Below are 19,349 nucleotides of genomic sequence, written 5' to 3' on the forward strand. Positions count from 1 at the left end.
ATCGCCACATCCTCGCCGGCGCGACACGCCGTCCTCCGATCACGCGGACTTCACCTGCTGACCGCCGCGCACGGATCCAAACCACCCTCGGCGGGCGATCTCGCCACACGATCCCTACACTTCGGTGTACCGAGCTAGTGAACGGATTCACAAGGAGCCAGGTCGCCGTGTCCGCCACCACCGGAGCGCGCCGCAGTCCCGACAGCGACGCCGACGTCGTGGTCGTGGGTGCCGGTCCCGCAGGCTCCACGGTCGCGACGTACCTGGCGCGCGCCGGGATCGACGTCGTCGTGCTCGAGAAGGCCACGTTCCCCCGCGAGAAGGTCTGCGGCGACGGGGTCACGCCGCGCGGGGTCAAGCAGCTCGTCGACCTCGGTGTCGACACCCGCGAGGAGGCCGGCTGGCGCCACCAGCGCGGCCTGCGCGTGGTGGGCGGCGGCGCCAGCGTCGAGCTCGAGTGGCCCGAGCTCGCACACTACCCGGCCTACGGCCTGGTGCGCCCGCGTCGCGACTTCGACCAGATGCTCGCCGATCACGCCCGCGCCGCCGGAGCCCGCGTCGAGGAGGGCGTCTCGGTCACCGGCGCCACGCGCGACGGACGCACCGGGCGGGTCACCGGCGTCGAGATCCGCCGCGGCCCCGAGCGCACACCCGCCCGGTACGAGGCCCCCCTCGTCGTCGCCTGCGACGGCGTCGGCGCGCGGACCGCGCTCAGCCTGGGCATCGCCAAGCGCGACGACCGCCCGCTCGGCGTCGCCGTCCGCCGCTACTACACGAGCCCCCGCCACGACGACGACTACCTCGAGACCCACCTCGGCCTCCACGACCGGCCCGGCGTCGGCGCCGACCTCCACGGCGGCTACGGCTGGATCTTCGGGATGGGCGACGGCACCGCGAACGTGGGCCTCGGCGTCCTCGCCACCCGGCCGAGCGACAAGCGCGACTACCGCGCGATGCTGCGTTCCTGGCTCGACGGCCTGCCCGCGGAGTGGGGCTTGCGCGAGGAGAACGCCACCGGCCCGGTCGGCGGGGCCGCACTGCCGATGGGCCTGAACCGCACGCCGGTCTACCGCGACGGGCTCGTGCTCGTCGGCGACGCCGGTGGGATGGTCAACCCCTTCAGCGGCGAGGGCATCGCCTACGCGATGCAGTCCGCCGCGCTCGCCGCCGAGTGCGTCGTCCAGGCCATGGCGCGCCCGGAGGGCCCCGGCCGCGAGCGGGCTCTCGGGGCCTACCCGACGGCCGTGCGCCACGAGCTCGGCCGCTACTACCGCGTCGGCAACCGCGCCGCGGGCGCCCTGGGCCGGCCGCGGTTCATGCACCACGCCCTGCGCCTCGGCCTGCCGCGGCAGCGGGTGATGTGCGCCGCCCTCAAGCTCTTCGCGGGCCTGACCGACGGACGGGACGGGGACGCGGCCGACCGCGTGCTCGAGCTGGCCCTCCGCCTGGTCCCCCCGCTGGACGACGCCCCCGACCGGAAGGGGGAGTCCGCGGCGGCCTGAGGAGCCGCCCCGAGCACCGCGAGTTAGGACGCCCTCATCACCGGACGGCACCCAGGTCCTCATTAGGGTCGGCGTCCGCCCGACGAGCGTGATCCACCACACGGCCCCGACACGGGGCCGCACCACCCACGCGAGATCCCGTCGCGCAGCAGCCCCGGGGAGGAAGGAGACGAGGATGCTGGACCTCTACGTCCCGCTCATCGTCATGTTCGTGCTGGCGGCCGCGTTCGGGCTGTTCTCCGTCACGGCCGCACCGTTCATCGGGCCCCGCCGCTACAACCGCGCGAAGCTCGACTCCTACGAGTGCGGTATCGAGCCGTCGCCGCAGCCCGTCTCCGGCGGCGGGCGCATCCCGGTGGCCTACTACCTCACCGCGATGATGTTCATCCTCTTCGACGTGGAGATCGTCTTCCTCTACCCGTACGCGGTGAACATCGACGCGCTCGGCCTCTACGGCCTGGCGGTGGTGGTCGTGTTCCTCGCGCCCATCGTGTTCGCCTACGCCTACGAGTGGCGCCGCGGCGGACTGGACTGGAGCTGAGCCCGGAAGGAGGGCACTGTGGGACTCGAAGAGAAGCTGCCGAACGGGATCGTGCTGGCCAGCGTCGAGAGCCTGGTCAACTGGACCCGCAAGGCGTCGCTGTGGCCCGCCACCTTCGGGCTGGCCTGCTGCGCGATCGAGATGATGACCTCGGGCGCCCCCCGCTACGACCTCGGTCGCTTCGGCATGGAGGTGTTCCGCCCCAGCCCCCGCCAGGCCGACCTGATGATCGTCGCGGGCCGCGTCACCAACAAGATGGCCCCGGTCCTGCGCCAGATCTACGACCAGATGGCCGAGCCCCGCTGGGTGCTCGCCATGGGCGTCTGCGCGTCGTCGGGCGGGATGTTCAACAACTACGCGGTCGTGCAGGGCGTCGACCACGTCGTGCCCGTCGACATGTACCTCCCGGGCTGCCCGCCGCGCCCGGAGATGCTCATCGACGCGATCCTCAAGCTCCACCAGAAGATCCAGAACGAGCCGCTCGGCCCGGTGCGCGCGGAGCTCGCCGCGGAGCGCCGCGCGCAGGGGGAGAAGCTCGAGCTGCTGCCCTCCTCGGAGAAGTACGGCAAGACCGACCGCAGGACCGGGGAGGTGAAGGCCGAGCATGTCTGGTGACTCGGGAGACGGAGAACAGCACAACACGCCGACCGGGCCGCGGAGCTCGACCCAGGGGGGCGACGAGAAGCCCGAGACCCCCGGCACGGGTGCCGGCGGCGCGAGCGGCCCGACCGGCGCGTCGAACCCCGGCACGGCCGGTACCGCGTTCGGTCCTCAGGAGATCCAGCGCCGCGACGTCCCGGGCCCTCCCGCGAAGCGATCGGGGCAGTACGCCGAGAGGGGAGCCGCGTCCGAGACGGTGTCCGGCCGGGCCCGCGAGGGCATGTTCGGCATCCACGGGTCGGGCGACACGTCCGGCTTCGGCGGGCTGCGCCTGCCCGCCTACGCGCCGGCGCCCGCCGAGCGGCCCTACGGCGGCTGGTTCGACGAGGTCGTCGACGAGACCACGGCAGCACTGGCCGACGACAACGGGGCCGGCGGCGCTCCCTTCGACGTCTGCGTGCACCAGGTGACCGTCGACCGCGGCGAGATGACCTGGTATGTGAACCGCGAGCAGCTGGTGCGCCTGGCCCGCACCCTGCGCGACGACCCCGCCCTGCGCTTCGAGTTCTGCTCCGGGGTCTCCGGCGTCGACTACGGCGAGGGCGTGCCGCAGCAGCTGCACGTCGTCACCCACCTGCTGTCGATGACCTACCGCCGCCGCCTGCGCCTCGAGATCGCCCTGGAGCTCGACGACGCGCGCTGCCCGTCGCTGGTCGAGGTCTACCCGACCGCCGACTGGCACGAGCGCGAGACCTGGGACATGTTCGGCGTGGTCTTCGAGGGCCACCCGAGCCTGACCCGGATCCTCATGCCGGACGACTGGAACGGCCACCCGCAGCTCAAGAGCTACCCGCTCGGCGGCATTCCCGTGGAGTACCACGACGCGGAGATCCCGCCGCCCGACCAGCGGAGGGCGTACACCTGATGACGGAGACCCACACCGACCCGTACGCCGCGTCCAGCCGCGAGACCACCGAGGGCACCGTCTACACGGTCACCGGTGGCGACTGGGACGAGATGGTCGACCAGACCGCGGGCGACGAGCGCATCGTCATCAACATGGGTCCGCAGCACCCGTCGACGCACGGCGTGCTGCGCCTGGTGCTCGAGCTCTCCGGCGAGACCGTCACCGACGCCCGTCTCGTCATCGGCTACCTGCACACGGGCATCGAGAAGAACTGCGAGTACCGCACCTGGACCCAGGGCGTCACCTTCGTGACGCGCGCGGACTACCTCGCCCCGCTGTTCAACGAGACCGCCTACTGCATGTCGGTCGAGCGGCTCCTCGGCGTGGAGGTGCCCGATCGCGCCGCGACGATCCGCGTGCTCCTCATGGAGATCAACCGGATCGGCTCGCACCTCGTCGCACTGGCGACGGGCGGCATGGAGCTCGGCGCGCTGACCGGTATGACCAACGGCTTCCGTGAGCGCGAGGAGGTCCTGCACCTGCTCGAGTTCCTCACCGGCCTGCGGATGAACCACGCGTTCATCCGGCCCGGCGGGGTCGTGCAGGACCTGCCCGAGGGCTACGAGGAGCGCATCCGCTCGTTCGTCAAGGTCATGCGCGAGCGGCTGCCCGGCTTCCACAAGTTGCTCACCGGCAACCGCATCTGGCGCCAGCGCCTCGAGGGCGTCGGCTACCTGCCGCTGGACGGCTGCCTGGCGCTCGGCGTCACCGGCCCGATCCTGCGCTCGGCCGGGCTCGCGTGGGACCTGCGCCAGGTCGAGCCCTACCTCGGCTACGAGCACTACGACTTCGAGGTCCCCACCGACACGGCCGCCGACAGCTTCGCCCGCTACCTGCTGCGGGTGGAGGAGATGAGCCAGTCGCTGTCGATCATCGAGCAGGCCCTCGCCCGTCTCGAGCCGGGACCGGTCATGGTCGAGGACGCGAAGATCGCCTGGCCCGCCCGGCTGTCGATCGGGGCCGACGGCATGGGCAACTCGCTCGAGCACGTCCGCCGGATCATGGGGCAGTCGATGGAGTCCCTGATCCACCACTTCAAGCTGGTCACCGAGGGCTTCAAGGTCCCGCCGGGGCAGGCGTGCGTGCCGATCGAGTCGCCGCGCGGCGAGCTGTCCGCGCACCTCGTCTCCGACGGCGGCACCCGCCCGCTGCGGGTCCACATGCGGGACCCCAGCTTCGTCAACCTGCAGGCCGCCCCGGCGATGTCCGAGGGCGGGATGGTCTCCGACGTCATCGCCGCGCTGGCGAGCCTCGATCCCGTGATGGGGGGTTGTGACCGATGAGCCGCACGTTGGGTCCCGAGGCCCCGGCCACGCCGCCGTCGGAGCCGGACCACGCGATCGACGAGGCCGGCGGGACGCCCGCCGCGCACGCCGCGCTCTCCGCCGTCGACATCTCGATGTTCGACGGGGTGCGCGACCGCGCGGCCGGGATCATCGCCCGCTACCCGGAGCCGCGGTCGGCGCTGCTGCCGCTGCTCCACCTCGTCCAGCACGTCGAGGGCCACGTCTCCCGCAGCGGCATCGCCTTCTGCGCGGAGGCCCTGGAGATCACGACCGCGGAGGTCTCGGCGGTCGCGACCTTCTACACGATGTACAAGCGGGAGCCCGTCGGCCGCCACCTCGTCAGCGTCTGCACCAACACGCTGTGCGCGGCGCTCGGCGGCGACGACATCTACGCGGCGGTGCGCGAACGCCTCGGCGGCATCGGTCACGAGCAGACCAGCGCCGACGGGTCGATGACGATCGAGCACGCCGAGTGCCTGGCGGCCTGCGACCTCGCGCCCGTGCTGACCGTCGACTACGAGTTCTTCGACAAGCAGACCGTCGACTCGGCGCTCGAGATCATCGACGCGCTGCGCCGCGGCGAGAAGCCCGCGCCGACCCGCGGGGCGCCGCTGACCGACTTCCGCTCGGTCGAGCTGCTGCTGGCCGGGTTCTTCGACGACCCCGCCGTCGGGGGTCTCGACGCCGTCGCCGGCCCGTCGGCCGCCGAGGAGAGCTTGCGCGGCGCGCGGCTCGCCGAGGAGCGCGGCTGGACCGCTCCGCCCGTGCCGGATGAGGGGAGCTCCTCATGACCGACCCGCTGACCCCGGTGCTGACCAAGCACTGGCTCGGTCCGGAGTCGTGGACGCTGCGCCACTACACCGAGCTGGGTGGCTACCAGGCGTTGGACAAGGCGCTGGAGACGCCGGCCGACGACCTCATCGCGCTGATCAAGGATTCCGGCCTGCGCGGCCGCGGCGGCGCCGGGTTCCCGACGGGCATGAAGTGGAGCTTCATCCCGCAGGCCAAGCCCGGCGAGGAGCCCACCGGCCCGGCCGCGAAGCCGAAGTACCTCGTCATCAACGCCGACGAGGGCGAGCCCGGGACCTGCAAGGACGTCCCGCTGATGATGGCCGACCCGCACTCGCTCATCGAGGGCTGCATCATCACGAGCTGGGCGATCCGCGCGCACTTCTGCGCGATCTACGTGCGCGGCGAGGTCGTGCACTGCATCCGGCGCCTGCACGCCGCCGTGCGCGAGGCGTACGACGCGGGTCACCTCGGCAAGAACATCCACGGCACCGGGTTCGACCTCGACATCGTCGTGCACGCCGGCGCCGGGGCGTACATCTGCGGCGAGGAGACCGCGCTGCTCGACTCGCTCGAGGGCCGCCGCGGCCAGCCGCGGCTCAAGCCGCCGTTCCCGGCGACGGCGGGGCTCTACGCCGCGCCGACCGTGGTCAACAACGTCGAGACGATCGCGACCGTCCCGTCGATCGTGTCGGGCGGCAAGGACTGGTTCCGCACGATGGGCCGCGAGCGCTCGCCCGGCCCGAAGATCTACTCGCTGTCCGGGCACGTCGAGCGCCCCGGCCAGTACGAGGCGCCACTGGGCACGACGCTGCGCGAGCTCCTCGACCTCGCCGGGGGCATGAAGGACGGCGTCCCGCTGAAGTTCTGGACGCCCGGCGGGTCGTCGACCCCGCTGCTCACGGCCGACCACCTCGACGTCCCGCTGGACTTCGAGGGCGCCACCGAGGCCGGCTCGATGCTCGGCACCACCGCGCTCATGATCTTCAACGAGACCGTGTCGGTGCCGTGGGCGGTCATGAAGTGGACCGAGTTCTACGAGCACGAGTCGTGCGGGAAGTGCACGCCGTGCCGCGAGGGCTGCTACTGGCTCGCCGGCATCCTGCGCCGGATGGTCGAGGGCGAGGGCACCGAGGCCGACGTCGACACCCTGCTCGACGTCTGCGACAACGTCCTCGGCCGCTCCTTCTGCGCCCTCGGCGACGGTGCGGTCTCGCCGATCACCAGCGGCATCAAGTACTTCCGGCAGGAGTTCGTCGACCTCTGCACCGCGCAGCGCCGCCACCCCGAGGTCGACCGGATCGTCGAACTGAGCGGAGCCAGCGCATGACCGCGGCATCGGAGAGGGCCCCGGAGAAGCCCTCGGAGCGGGAGGACCTGCCGCCCGTACCGGAGGGGTACGTGCGGCTGACCATCGACGACCGCATCGTCGACGCGCCGCAGGGCGAGCTGATCATCCGCACGTGCGAGCGGCTCGGCATCGTCGTCCCGCGCTTCTGCGACCACCCGCTGCTCGACCCGGCCGGCGCCTGCCGCCAGTGCCTGGTCGAGGTGGAGATGGGCGGGCGCAAGATGCCCAAGCCGCAGGCCAGCTGCACGATGACGGTCGCGCAGGACATGGTCGTCAAGACCCAGATGACCTCGCCGGTCGCCGACAAGGCGCAGCAGGGCGTCATGGAGCTGCTGCTGATCAACCACCCGCTGGACTGCCCGATCTGCGACAAGGGCGGTGAGTGCCCCCTGCAGAACCAGGCGATGTCCTCGGGGCGGGCGGAGTCGCGGTTCCACGAGGAGAAGCGGACGTTCGCCAAGCCGCTGCCGATCTCCGACGAGGTGCTGCTCGACCGTGAGCGCTGCGTGCTCTGCCAGCGCTGCACCCGGTTCTCCCGCCAGATCGCGGGCGACCAGTTCATCGAGCTGCTCGAGCGTGGCGCACACCAGCAGATCGGCACCGAGGAGACCGCCTTCGGCGAGGGCGAGGACTTCCAGTCCTACTTCTCCGGCAACACCATCCAGATCTGCCCGGTCGGCGCGCTGACCTCGGCGTCCTACCGCTTCCGCTCGCGGCCGTTCGACCTCGTCTCGACGCCCGGGGTCTCCGAGCACGACTCCTCGGGCGCCTCGGTCCGCCGCGACTGGCGCCGCGGGGCGGTCACCCGCGTCCTCGCCGGCGACGACCCCGAGGTCAACGAGGAGTGGATCGACGACAAGACCCGCTTCGCGTTCCGCTACACCCAGGCCGCCGACCGCCTGCTGCGCCCGATGGTGCGCGGCGACGACGGCGAGCTGGCCGAGACCTCGTGGACCGAGGCCCTCGAGCGCGCGGCGCAGCTGCTGGTGGCGGCGCGCGACGGTCAGGGTCCCGAGGATCCCGAGGACCCCGAGGGGCACCGCAAGCAGGGTGTCGGCGTGCTGCCCGGCGGCCGCGTGACCGTCGAGGACGGGTACGCCTACGCCAAGTTCGCCCGCCTCGCCCTGGGCACCAACGACGTCGACGCCCGGGCGCGCGCGGCGACCGACGAGGAGCTCGACTTCCTCGGCACCCGGGTCGCGGGGACGGGCCCCGACCACGTCTCCTTCGACGCCCTCGAGAGCGCGCCCGCGGTGCTGTGCGTGGCCCTCGAGCCCGAGGAGGAGGCGCCGATCGTCTTCCTGCGGCTGCGCAAGGCCGCGCGGACGGGTACCGCGGTGCACCATCTCGGCCAGTGGTCGACGCCGGCGGTGGTGAAGACCGGCAGCAAGCTCGTGCGCTGCGCGCCCGGTGACGAGGTCGCCGCCCTGGGCACGCTGCCCGACCCCGTCGCCGCCGGGCTCGCCGAGCCCGGCGCGGTCGTCCTCGTGGGCGAGCGCGCGGCGCAGGTGCCCGGCCTGTACGCCGCGGTCGCGAGTCTCGCGGAGCGCACCGGCGCGAAGGTCGCCTGGATCCCGCGCCGCGCGGGGGAGCGGGGCGCGCTCGACGCGGGCGCGCTGCCGACCGTGCTGCCCGGCGGTGCCCCCGTCGCCGACGCCGGGGCCCGCGCGGCGCTGGCGTCGTCGTGGGGGGTCGCCGAGCTGCCGTCCGACGCCGGCCGCGACCTGGGCGAGATCCTCCGCGCGGCGGCCGACGGCGAGCTCGCCGGGCTGGTCGTCGGCGGCGTCGCGCTCGACGACCTGCCCGACCCGGACCTCGCGCGCCGGGCCCTCGAGGCCGCGGACGTCGTCGTGTCCCTCGAGCAGCGCCGCACCGAGGTCACCGACCGCGCCGACGTCGTTCTCCCGGTCGCCCCGGTGATCAACAAGGCGGGGACCTTCCGCAACTGGGAGGGCCGCGACCGCCGCTTCGCCACCACGATCGACCCGTCCGGCGGCTCCGCGGGACGTGTCGGCGGCACCGCGGCGACGACGCTGCCCGACTGCCGGGTGCTCGACACCCTCGCCGTCGAGATGGACGTCGACCTCTTCACCCAGACCCCGGAGGCCGCGGCCGCCGAGTTCGCGCGCGTCGCGGACGCCCTCGCCGGCCACCGCACCCAGGACGCAGCGAACGCGCTGTTCGCTGCTTCTAGGCGCGCGAACTCCCCGCTCGCGGGCAACGACGACGTCACCGAGGAGGTCGAGGCCCCCGCGCTGCGTCTCGCCACGTGGCGCCAGCTGCTCGACGGCGGTGCGCTGATGGCCGGCGAGCCGGAGCTCGCGGGCACGGCGCGGCCGCCGAGGATCCGGGTCTCGGCGGCGACCGCGCGCCGGCTCGGCTTCGTCGAGGACGACCCCGCGGAGCTCGAGGGCCCGCACGGGTCGCTGATCCTGCCGGTCGAGGTCGCCGACCTTCCCGACGACGTCGTGTGGGCCCCGGCGCGGGTCCCGCGGTTCGACGGCGGGGTCACGACGCTCGCCGGGCTCGGTCTCGCCCACGGCGGGGCCGTCCGCCTGACCGGCGGCCGCCCCACTCGCGACGCGGGACGCGGAGCGGAGCGGAGCGGGGCCACGGATGGGAGCTCTGCGTGAACCCCGTACCACCCCCGCCGGGGTACACCCAGACACTGCTCGCGGACGACCCGTTCTGGCTGACCCTGATCAAGGTCGTCGTGGTCTTCGCGGGGCTCATGCTGGTCACGCTGTTCATGATCTGGTTCGAGCGCCGCGTCGTGGGCCGGATGCAGCAACGGCCGGGCCCCAACTGGAACGGCCCGTTCGGCCTGCTCCAGTCCCTGGCCGACGGGCTCAAGCTGGCGTTCAAGGAGGACGTGCTGCCCGCCGCGCGTGACCGCGCGGTGTTCTTCCTGGCCCCGGTGCTCTCCGTGGTGCCGGCGTTCGTGGCGTGGTCGGTGATCCCGCTCGGCCCGGAAGTCTCGATCTTCGGCGAGCGCACCGCGCTCCAGCTGACCGACCTCCCCGTCGGTGTGCTGGTCGTGCTCGCCTGCTCCTCGGTGGGGGTCTACGGCATCGTCCTGGCCGGCTGGGCCTCCGGCTCGCCGTACCCGCTGCTGGGCAGCCTGCGCAGCGCCGCCCAGGTCATCTCCTACGAGCTCGCGCTCGGCCTGTCGATCATCGCCGTCGTGCTCTACGCCGGCTCGCTCTCGACCGCCGACATCGTCGCGGCGCAACAGACCGGCTGGTACGTCTGGCTGCTACCGGTCAGCTTCGTGATCTTCGCGGTGTCGATGGTCGGCGAGACCAACCGCGCGCCGTTCGACCTGCCCGAAGCCGAGTCGGAGCTCGTCGGCGGCTTCCACACCGAGTACTCGTCGCTGAAGTTCGCCCTGTTCTTCCTCGCCGAGTACATCAACATGGTCACGCTCTCCGCGGTGGCCACGACCCTGTTCCTCGGCGGATGGATGGCGCCGTGGCCACTGTCGCTGATCCCGGGCGTCAACGAGGGCTGGCTGCCGCTGCTCTGGTTCTTCGGCAAGACGCTGGCGTTCCTGTTCGTCTACGTCTGGCTGCGCGGCACGCTGCCGCGGCAGCGCTACGACCAGTTCATGCGGCTGGGCTGGAAGCTCCTGATCCCGATCGGGCTGGTGTGGCTCGTGCTCGTGGCCGCCCTGCGGGTGCTGCGCACGGAGCTCACGACCGGCCAGATCCTCGTGGTCGGCGGCATCGCGCTGGTCGTGCTGGTGGGGGCAGCGCTGTTGATCCCCGACCAGGCACCGCCGGAGGAGGACGAGGAACCGCCGCTCGCCGCCGACTACCCCGTCCCGCCGCTCGATCTCGCCGTGCCGACGACCCCCAAGCGCCGACGGCGCGGGCTGCCCTCGGGGCGGTCGACGGAGGAGGACAGCGAGACGGTCGGGGCCGGCGCCGGCGGGTCGGACGCGGAGCCGGCCGGAGCCGGACCATCGAAGGGAGACCGCTGATGGGCATGTTCGACGGCGTCGCCGGGTTCGGCGTGACCTTCTCGACGATGTTCCGCAAGGTCGTCACCGAGGACTATCCGCGGGTGAAGAAGGTGACCGCACCGCGCTACCACGGGCGCCACCAGCTCAACCGCCATCCCGACGGTCTGGAGAAGTGCGTCGGCTGCGAGCTCTGCGCGTGGGCGTGCCCGGCCGACGCGATCTACGTCGAGGGCGGGGACAACACCGACGAGGAGCGGTACTCGCCCGGTGAGCGCTACGGGGCGATCTACCAGATCAACTACCTGCGGTGCATCGGGTGTGGTCTGTGCATCGAGGCGTGCCCGACCCGGTCGCTGACGATGACCAACGACTACGAGCTCGCCGACGACGATCGCCAGGACCTGATCTACGACAAGGACCGTCTGCTCGCGCCGCTGTTGCCGGGTATGGAGCAGCCGCCCCACCCGATGCGCCTCGGCGAGAACGAGCAGGACTACTACGTGCAGGGCCCGGAGATGGCGCGTCGGGCCGACGTCCAGGACCAGGTCCGCGAGGAGATCCCGATGGTGTCCGGGGCGGCGACCCCCGACGCGGTGCCCAGCCAGGAGGCCCCGTGAGCGCCCTGCTGGCCGCCGCACCCGTGACGGGCGGCGGGGAGATGACCACCGGCGAAGCGGTGGTGTTCTGGATCCTCGGCCCGGTCGCCCTCGCCGGCGGCCTCGGCATGATCTTCTCGCGCAACGCGGTGCACTCGGCGCTGTGGCTGGTGCTGACGATGCTCTCGCTCGGGGTGCTCTACCTGGTGCAGCAGGCGCCCTTCCTCGGGGTCACGCAGATCATCGTCTACACCGGCGCGATCATGATCCTGTTCGTGTTCGTGCTGATGATGGTCGGGCGTGACGCGTCGGACTCGGTGGTCGAGGTCCTGCGCGGTCAGCGCCTGGTCGCGGCCGTCCTGGGCGTCGGCCTCGCCGTGCTCGCGGCCGTCGCCGTCGCCGGCACCCTGACCGCGGTGCAGCCGGTCGGCCTCGGTCCGGGCTACGGGCCGGAGGCCCGGGGGAACGTGACGCTGCTCGGCAGCAGCATCTTCCTCGAGTACGTGTTCCCCGTGATCCTCAGCGCGTTCCTGCTGACCGTCTCCGCGGTCGGCGCGCTCGTCTACGCCTTCGCCGGTCGCGCGCGCCAGCGCGGGACGTCGCAGCGCGAGCGGGTCACCGAGCGCCTCCGCGGCCCGCTCGCCGGCTACGGCTCGCGCTCCGGACCCGGGGTGTTCGCGACGGCCGATTCGGTCGCCACCCCGGCGCTGCTGCCCGACGGCTCGGTCGCGCCGGCCTCGCTGTCCCGCATCATCGAGGCCACCCGCCGCGAGCGGCTCGACGCCGACATCGCCGACGTGCAGTCGGAGAGCGGTCCCGCCGGGCAGGTCGACGCACGGGCCCTGCGCGGCGGGGACGGCCGTGAGGCCGGTGACGGCGGTGACGGGGACCTCCGCGTGGGCAGCACGCACGACCGCCTGCACGAGGCCGACCACGCCGACGACGAGGGCGGTGCGCGATGAGCCCGACGATCTATCTCCTGCTCTCCGCGCTGCTGTTCGCGATCGGCGCGGTGGGGGTGCTGGTGCGGCGCAACGCGATCATCGTGTTCATGTGCGTCGAGCTGATGCTCAACGCCGTGAACCTGACCCTGGTGACGTTCGCCCGGATCAACGGGTCCCTGGACGGTCAGATCCTGGCGTTCTTCGTCATCGTCGTCGCCGCGGCCGAGGTCGTCGTCGGCCTGTCCATCATCATGACCATCTTCCGCACGCGCCGGTCGACCTCGGTCGACGACGCCAACCTGCTCAAGTATTAGGGGGAGCGTCGTGTCGCTCGTGACCGCCGCCGCCCCGCTCCCCCCGGTGCTCCCCGCCGAGGGCGCCGCGGGCGTGGCCTGGCTCCTGGTCGCGCTGCCCGCCCTGGGCGCGCTCGTGCTCTTCGTCGGTGGTCGTCGCACCGACCGCTGGGGGCACGTCCTGGGCGTCGCCACCGTCCTCGCGTCGTTCGTCGTCGCCGTCGTGCTGTTCGCCGGGTCGCTCGGGCTGCCCGCCGAGGAGCGGGTCCGCGACCTCGGGATCTACGACTGGATCGCCGTCGGCGCGCTGAACGTCGAGTTCGGCCTGCGGATCGACCCGCTGTCGCTGACGTTCGCCCTGCTCATCACCGGCGTCGGCTCGCTGATCCACATCTACTCCGTGGGCTACATGTCCCACGACCCGAACCGGCGCAAGTTCTTCGCGCAGCTCAACCTGTTCGTCGCGGCGATGCTCGTGCTCGTCCTCGGCAACGGGTTCGTGACGCTCTACCTCGGCTGGGAGGGCGTCGGTCTCGCGTCCTACCTGCTGATCGGCTTCTACACCGGGCGCTCCTCGGCGGGCAGCGCGGCCAAGAAGGCGTTCCTCATGAACCGCGTCGGTGACGTGGGGCTCGCGCTGGCGATCTTCCTGCTGTTCGTCGAGCTGGGCACCACGCAGTACGCCGAGGTGTTCGCCCGCGCCGGCGAGATCTCGCCCGGGACGCTGACCGCGATCACGCTGCTCCTGCTGCTCGGCGCGTGCGGCAAGTCGGGCCAGTTCCCGCTGCAGGCCTGGCTCCCCGACGCCATGGAGGGCCCGACCCCGGTGTCGGCGCTCATCCACGCCGCCACGATGGTCACCGCCGGCGTCTACCTCATCGCCCGCGCGAACCCGCTCTACGACCTGGCGCCGGTCGGACAGCTCGTCGTGACGATCATCGGTGCGATCACCCTGGTGATCGGCGCGATCATCGGCTGCGCCTACGACGACATCAAGAAGGTGCTCGCGTACTCCACGGTCAGCCAGATCGGCTACATGATGCTGGCCGTCGGGCTCGGTCCGGTGGGCTACGCCGCGGCGCTCGCGCACCTGCTCACCCACGGCTTCTTCAAGGCCGGCCTGTTCCTCGGCGCCGGCTCGGTGATGCACGGGATGGCCGACGAGACCGACATGCGCCGCTTCGGCGGCCTGTGGCGCCACATGCCGGTGACGTTCGCGACGTTCACCGCCGGTTTCCTGGCCCTGATCGGCTTCCCGTTCCTGTCGGGCTTCTACACGAAGGACCTGATCATCGAGGCCTCGCTGACCGCGGGCCCCGTCGCCGGGTGGATCTTCGGCGTCGCGACGCTGGGGGCCGCCGGGCTCACCGCCTTCTACATGTCGCGCCTGATGCTCATGACGTTCTTCGGGCCCGAGCGGTGGAAGGACCTCCACCCGCGGCGCATCGACGGCGCCGACCTCTCCGACCCGCCCGAGCACTACCACCCGCACGAGTCCGTCGCGTCCATGACGGCGCCGATGGTGCTGCTCGCGATCGGGTCGGTGGGCGCCGGCGCGTTCCTCGTCGGGGGCGAGCGCCTGGGCCACTACCTGGAGGCCTCGATCGGCGTGCCCGTCGAGCCCCACGACCTGCCCGCCGCGTTCCCGGTCGGCCTGGTGCCCTACGTCGCCACCCTGGTGATGCTGATCGGCGCCGGTCTCGCCTACGTGCTCGTCGGCCGCCGCGAGGTGCCGGTCGAGCGCCCGCAGCGGGTCAGCCTGCCCGTGCGGGCCGCGCGCGCGGACCTGTTCGCCAACACGATCAACGAAGGCGTCATCGCCCGCCCGGGCATCTGGCTCTCGCGCGCGCTGGTCTACGTCGACAACCGCGGTGTCGACGGTGTCGTCAACGGCGTCGCCGCCCTGCTGGGCGGCTCGTCGGGCCGGTTGCGGCGCACGCAGACCGGCTTCGTCCGCTCCTACGCCCTGACCATCCTGGGAGGATCCGTCGTGCTCGTCGCGGCCCTGCTCGTCGTGGGCGGTGTCGGATGAGCGCGCTGCTGCTGGCCCTGCTGCTGGTCCCGCTGATCGGCGCCGCGATCTGCGGCGGCATGGCGAACCGCGAGAACCTCGACCGGGCCGCCCGCGCCGTCGGTCTCGGGTTCTCCGCGGTGTCGCTCCTGCTCGTGGCGGCCGTCTGGTCGCTCTTCTCGACGGCCCCGGACGCGGCTCGGTTCCAGGGCCGGATCTCCGTCGAGTGGATCCCGGCGTTCGGGGTGTCGTTCGCCCTGGGGCTCGACGGCATCGCACTGACGATGATCGCGCTGCTGTCGGTGCTCGTGCCGATCGTGCTGGTCTTCGCGGCGGCCGACAAGCTGCCCCCGGGCCGCACCGGGGCCGGGTTCACCGCCCTGATGCTGGCGACCCAGGGCATCCTCGTCGGCGTCTTCGCCGCGACGGACGTGTTCCTGTTCTACGTCCTGTTCGAGGCGATGCTCATCCCGATGTACTTCCTCATCGGGCGCTTCGGCGGGCCGCGCCGGCAGTACGCCGCGGTGAAGTTCTTCCTCTACTCGTTCCTCGGCGGGCTGATCATGCTCGCCTCGGTGATCGGTCTGTTCGTCGCCAGCGAGGCGCGCTACGGCCAGGGCACCTTCGACTGGACCGCGCTGCAGGCGATGGCCGCCGAGCTGCCGCTGTCGACCCAGATCTGGCTCTTCCTGGGGTTCTTCGCCGCGTTCGCGATCAAGGCTCCGCTGGTGCCGTTCCACACCTGGCTGCCCGACGCCGGTGCCGAGGCCCCGATCGCGGGCAGCATCATCCTGCTCGGTCTGCTGGACAAGGTCGGCACCTTCGGCTTCCTGCGCTACACGCTGCCGCTGTTCCCGGCCGCGTCGCGGGAGCTCGCACCGCTGGTGCTGACGCTCGCCGTGATCGGCGTGCTCTACGGCGCCCTACTGGCCGCGGCGCAGACCGACCTCAAGCGCTTCGTCGCCTATACGTCGATCGCACACTTCGGCTTCATCGCGCTCGGCATCTTCGCGTTCTCGACGCAGTCGATCGCCGGGTCGGCGCTGTACATGGTCAACCACGGCATCTCGACCGCGATGCTGTTCCTCGTCGTCGGGCTGCTGATCCGCCGTGGAGGCACGGCCGACTTGACCGCCTACGGCGGCGTCGGGCGGGCCGCCCCGCTGCTGGCCGGCATGTTCCTCGTCGCGGGCCTGTCGACGATCGCTCTGCCCGGCACGAACTCCTTCATCAGCGAGTTCCTCGTGCTGCTCGGGTCGTTCGCGCGGCAGCCCGCCTTCACGGTGATCGCGACCGTCGGCATCGTGTTCGCCGCCCTCTACATGCTCTGGGTCTTCCAGCGCACGATGACCGGGCCGCTGCGCGGTACGGCGGTCGTTGGGGACGGCCCGGGGGCGGCATCGGCGGCGACGCTCGGCACCGACACTGGTCACGACACGGGGGACGACTCCTGGATGCGGCGGACCACCGCCCGCTTCGGTGACCTGACCCGCGGGGAGATCGCGCTGCTCACCCCGCTGGTCGCGTTGATCCTCGTGCTCGGCTTCTTCCCCGGGCCCGTCCTCGAGGTCCTCGACCCGACGGTGGCGGCGACGATGAGCGAGGTCGGCGTGACCGATCCGGTGACCCCGAACGGAGTGGCGCGATGACCGGGCCCCTGGCGCCCACGTTCCCGACCATCGCCTACGGGGCGCTGGCACCCCTCTGGATCGTCTTCGGTGCGGCGTGCGTCGCGGTGCTGTTCGAGGCCCTGCTGCCCTTCCGCGTGCGCCGCCGGGTGCAGCTGGGGCTGACGCTCGGCGCGCTCGTGGTGGCACTCCTGGCCGTGATCGTGCGGGCCGCGTCGGGTGCGCCGCCGGTCTCGACCCTCGCCGGTGCGGTGTCGGTCGACGGTCCGGCCCTGTTCCTCTGGGGAACGCTGCTCGCCCTCGCGATCCCGAGTGTGCTCCTGATCGCCGACCGTTCCGTCGAGCCCGGGGGAGCGTTCCTCGCCGACCCGGACGCGGCCGGCGAGGCGGAGGCGTGGGAGAAGGCGACGGTCGGCGCCCGGGCCGGCGGCGGGACCGTGCGGGCGCGCACCGGTCGCGGGGACGGCACCGGCCGCGGCGACGCCCGCGACGCCCGCGACGGTGCCCGGGGACGAGGCGCCGTCGACGGGCAGACCGAGATCTTCTCGCTCGTCCTGTTCGCGCTCGGCGGCATGCTCGTCTTCTGCGCCGCGGACGACCTGCTGACGATGTTCATCGCCCTCGAGGTGCTCAGCCTGCCGCTGTACCTGCTCTGCGGCCTGGCCCGGCGCCGGCGGCTGATGAGCCAGGAGTCGGCGGTCAAGTACTTCCTGCTCGGGGCGTTCTCGTCGGCGTTCTTCCTCTACGGCCTCGCGCTGCTCTACGGCTACGCGGACTCGGTGAAGCTCGCGGACATCTCGCTCGCCGCCGCGGGCTCGCTGCGCCCGGACTCGCTGCTGTTCGGCGGGCTCGCGCTGCTCGTCGTCGGCCTGATGTTCAAGGCCTCGGTGGGTCCGTTCCACACGTGGACCCCGGACGTGTACCAGGGCGCGCCGACGTCGGTGACCGCGTTCATGGCCGCCTGCACCAAGGTCGCCGCGTTCGGCGCCATCCTCCGGGTGTTCACCGTCGCGTTCGGATCCACGGTGTGGGAGTGGCGCGGGGTGCTGTGGGCCGTGGCGATCGTGTCGATGGTGATCGGCGCGGTGCTCGGTCTCACCCAGACCGACGTCAAGCGGATGATCGCCTACTCGTCGGTGGCGCACGCGGGTTTCCTGCTGCTCGGGGCGATGGCCATCACCCCGGCCGGGCTCTCGGCGACGCTGTTCTACCTGCTCGCCTACGGGTTCACGACCGTCGCCCTGTTCGGGCTGGTCTCGCTCGTGCGCGGGTCGGACGGGGAGGCGACGCACCTCTCGGCGTGGGCGGGCCTCGCGAAGCGCTCGCCGGTCGTCGCGGCCGCGGTGACGTTCCTCATGCTGGCGCTGGCGGGGATCCCGCTGACCAGTGGCTTCACCGCCAAGTTCGCGGTCTTCTCCGCGGCCCTGGCCGACGGGATGGCGCCGCTGGTCATCGTGGCCCTGGTGGTCAGCGCGGTGGCGGCGTTCTTCTACCTGCGGCTCATCGTGCTGATGTACTTCTCGGAGCCCGCCGCGGACGGTCCCACCGTCAGTGTCCCTGGCCCCTTCACGACGGTGGCGATCACACTGGGGGTCGTGGTGACCCTGCTGCTCGGTGTCGTGCCGACCGCCGTCCTCGGATGGGCCGACGGCCTGTCGTTCCTAGGCTAGGGCCTGTGTCCGGACCCAATCCCGCGCTGACCCAGGTCGCCGGCCTGCCGATCGCCGACCCCGACCTCGCCGCCGCGGTGAGCGACGGCCTCGACCGCGTCGAGGAGCTGCTGCGCCGCGAGGTGCACAGCGACTACCGGTTCGTCACCGACACGTCCCTGCACCTCATCGAGGCCGGCGGCAAACGGTTCCGGCCGCTGCTGACGCTGCTCGCCGCCCAGCTCGCGGACGGGACCTCGGAGGACGTGGTGGTCGCGGCGACGTCGGTGGAGCTCGTCCACCTGGCGACGCTCTACCACGACGACGTCATGGACGAGGCCGTCATGCGCCGCGGCGCGGACAGCGCCAACGCCCGCTGGGACAACAGCGTCGCCATCCTCACCGGCGACTACCTGTTCGCGCACGCGTCTCGGCTGGTCTCGCAGCTCGGGCCGGACGCGGTGCGGATCATCGCCGAGACCTTCGCCGAGCTCGTCACGGGCCAGATGCGCGAGACGCGAGGGGCCCGCGACGGCGAGGACGCCGTCGAGCACTACCTGGCGGTCGTGGCCGAGAAGACCGGCTCGCTGATCGCCACCTCGGGGCGGTTCGGGGCGATGTTCGCCGGCGCGACCGCGGAGCAGGTGGCGGCGATGCGCCGGTTCGGGGAGATCATCGGGACCGCGTTCCAGGTCTCCGACGACATCATCGACATCGCCTCGCCGTCGGGGGACTCGGGCAAGACACCGGGCACCGACCTGCGCGAGGGCGTCGCGACCCTGCCGGTGCTCTACGCGCTCGCGGGCGACGGGCCCGAGGTGCCGCGGCTGCGCGAGCTGGGCGTGGGGAGGCGCGAGCTGGGCGACCCCGAGGTCGGCGAGGCGCTGGAGCTGCTGCGCGGCTCGCGGGGTCTCGACGAGGCGCGTGCGGCCCTCGACGCCCGCGCCGACGCCGCCCGCGCCGAGCTCGCGACCCTGCCCGACGGCCCCGCCCGCCGCGCCCTCGCCGCCCTCCTCGACTACACGATCGCCCGCACCGGCTGACCTATGTGAGTACTTTCCGGTCCTATAGGCCCGGAAAGTACTCACATGCGGGGGCGGGCGCGGGGGGTGTCTCTATGGGGTTGTCAAGCCGCGAGGGGCTCGGGTGCTCGCGCTGGGGCGCGGTAGGGCTGGTGGTCGCGGAGCATGGCGTAGATGACGTCGGTGCGGCGGCGGGCCAGGCATAT

Annotated in this window: 16 protein-coding genes; all 16 read left to right on the top strand. The window is 72.3% G+C overall.

Annotated features, from left to right (window positions below):
* Positions 1 to 167 precede the first annotated feature (167 nt).
* Positions 168 to 1,502 (top strand): geranylgeranyl reductase family protein, encoded by a 1,335-nt coding sequence (locus tag AC2A1K_RS29865; RefSeq protein ID WP_483899983.1) that lies wholly within the window; start codon positions 168 to 170, stop codon positions 1,500 to 1,502.
* Between the two features lie 175 nt (positions 1,503 to 1,677).
* A complete protein-coding gene (locus AC2A1K_RS29870; protein WP_483899984.1) occupies positions 1,678 to 2,043 on the top strand; it encodes an NADH-quinone oxidoreductase subunit A in 366 nt (121 codons plus the stop codon).
* A gap of 18 nt (positions 2,044 to 2,061) precedes the next feature.
* Positions 2,062 to 2,658, top strand: coding sequence for a NuoB/complex I 20 kDa subunit family protein (locus AC2A1K_RS29875; RefSeq protein ID WP_483899985.1), 597 nt, complete (start codon positions 2,062 to 2,064; stop codon positions 2,656 to 2,658).
* Positions 2,648 to 3,568 carry an NADH-quinone oxidoreductase subunit C gene (locus AC2A1K_RS29880; protein ID WP_483899986.1) on the top strand — a complete coding sequence of 307 codons (921 nt, stop codon included), beginning with the start codon at positions 2,648 to 2,650 and terminating at the stop codon, positions 3,566 to 3,568. Before AC2A1K_RS29875 ends, AC2A1K_RS29880 begins: the two co-directional genes overlap by 11 nt.
* Positions 3,568 to 4,893, top strand: a complete 1,326-nt coding sequence (locus AC2A1K_RS29885; RefSeq protein WP_483899987.1) for an NADH-quinone oxidoreductase subunit D — start codon at positions 3,568 to 3,570, stop codon at positions 4,891 to 4,893. Before AC2A1K_RS29880 ends, AC2A1K_RS29885 begins: the two co-directional genes overlap by 1 nt.
* Positions 4,890 to 5,687 carry an NADH-quinone oxidoreductase subunit NuoE gene (nuoE, locus tag AC2A1K_RS29890; RefSeq protein ID WP_483899988.1) on the top strand — a complete coding sequence of 266 codons (798 nt, stop codon included), beginning with the start codon at positions 4,890 to 4,892 and terminating at the stop codon, positions 5,685 to 5,687. Before AC2A1K_RS29885 ends, nuoE begins: the two co-directional genes overlap by 4 nt.
* Positions 5,684 to 7,015, top strand: a complete 1,332-nt coding sequence (gene nuoF / locus AC2A1K_RS29895) for an NADH-quinone oxidoreductase subunit NuoF (protein ID WP_483899989.1) — start codon at positions 5,684 to 5,686, stop codon at positions 7,013 to 7,015. The genes nuoE and nuoF overlap by 4 nt, the downstream gene beginning before the upstream one ends.
* Positions 7,012 to 9,669 (top strand): NADH-quinone oxidoreductase subunit G, encoded by a 2,658-nt coding sequence (locus tag AC2A1K_RS29900; RefSeq protein ID WP_483899990.1) that lies wholly within the window; start codon positions 7,012 to 7,014, stop codon positions 9,667 to 9,669. The genes nuoF and AC2A1K_RS29900 overlap by 4 nt, the downstream gene beginning before the upstream one ends.
* On the top strand, positions 9,666 to 11,018 hold the full coding sequence (gene nuoH, locus AC2A1K_RS29905; RefSeq protein ID WP_483899991.1) for an NADH-quinone oxidoreductase subunit NuoH: 1,353 nt from the start codon (positions 9,666 to 9,668) through the stop codon (positions 11,016 to 11,018). Before AC2A1K_RS29900 ends, nuoH begins: the two co-directional genes overlap by 4 nt.
* The gene (nuoI, locus tag AC2A1K_RS29910; RefSeq protein WP_483899992.1) at positions 11,018 to 11,617 is read left to right on the top strand and encodes an NADH-quinone oxidoreductase subunit NuoI; all 600 of its coding nucleotides are present in this window, start codon (positions 11,018 to 11,020) and stop codon (positions 11,615 to 11,617) included. The genes nuoH and nuoI overlap by 1 nt, the downstream gene beginning before the upstream one ends.
* Positions 11,618 to 11,658: 41 nt before the next feature.
* The gene (locus AC2A1K_RS29915; RefSeq protein WP_483900001.1) at positions 11,659 to 12,558 is read left to right on the top strand and encodes an NADH-quinone oxidoreductase subunit J; all 900 of its coding nucleotides are present in this window, start codon (positions 11,659 to 11,661) and stop codon (positions 12,556 to 12,558) included.
* Positions 12,555 to 12,854 (top strand): NADH-quinone oxidoreductase subunit NuoK, encoded by a 300-nt coding sequence (nuoK, locus tag AC2A1K_RS29920; RefSeq protein ID WP_483899993.1) that lies wholly within the window; start codon positions 12,555 to 12,557, stop codon positions 12,852 to 12,854. The genes AC2A1K_RS29915 and nuoK overlap by 4 nt, the downstream gene beginning before the upstream one ends.
* Positions 12,855 to 12,873: 19 nt before the next feature.
* Positions 12,874 to 14,865: an NADH-quinone oxidoreductase subunit L gene (gene nuoL, locus AC2A1K_RS29925; RefSeq protein ID WP_483900002.1), complete on the top strand. Its 1,992-nt coding sequence runs from the start codon at positions 12,874 to 12,876 to the stop codon at positions 14,863 to 14,865.
* Positions 14,862 to 16,493 carry an NADH-quinone oxidoreductase subunit M gene (locus tag AC2A1K_RS29930; RefSeq protein ID WP_483899994.1) on the top strand — a complete coding sequence of 544 codons (1,632 nt, stop codon included), beginning with the start codon at positions 14,862 to 14,864 and terminating at the stop codon, positions 16,491 to 16,493. Before nuoL ends, AC2A1K_RS29930 begins: the two co-directional genes overlap by 4 nt.
* Positions 16,490 to 18,142 carry an NADH-quinone oxidoreductase subunit NuoN gene (gene nuoN / locus AC2A1K_RS29935; RefSeq protein ID WP_483899995.1) on the top strand — a complete coding sequence of 551 codons (1,653 nt, stop codon included), beginning with the start codon at positions 16,490 to 16,492 and terminating at the stop codon, positions 18,140 to 18,142. The genes AC2A1K_RS29930 and nuoN overlap by 4 nt, the downstream gene beginning before the upstream one ends.
* A complete protein-coding gene (locus AC2A1K_RS29940) occupies positions 18,112 to 19,164 on the top strand; it encodes a polyprenyl synthetase family protein (RefSeq protein WP_483899996.1) in 1,053 nt (350 codons plus the stop codon). Before nuoN ends, AC2A1K_RS29940 begins: the two co-directional genes overlap by 31 nt.
* The last annotated feature ends 185 nt before the right edge of the window (positions 19,165 to 19,349 follow it).

The organism is Actinomycetospora sp. 2LY8.5, assembly GCF_057180585.1.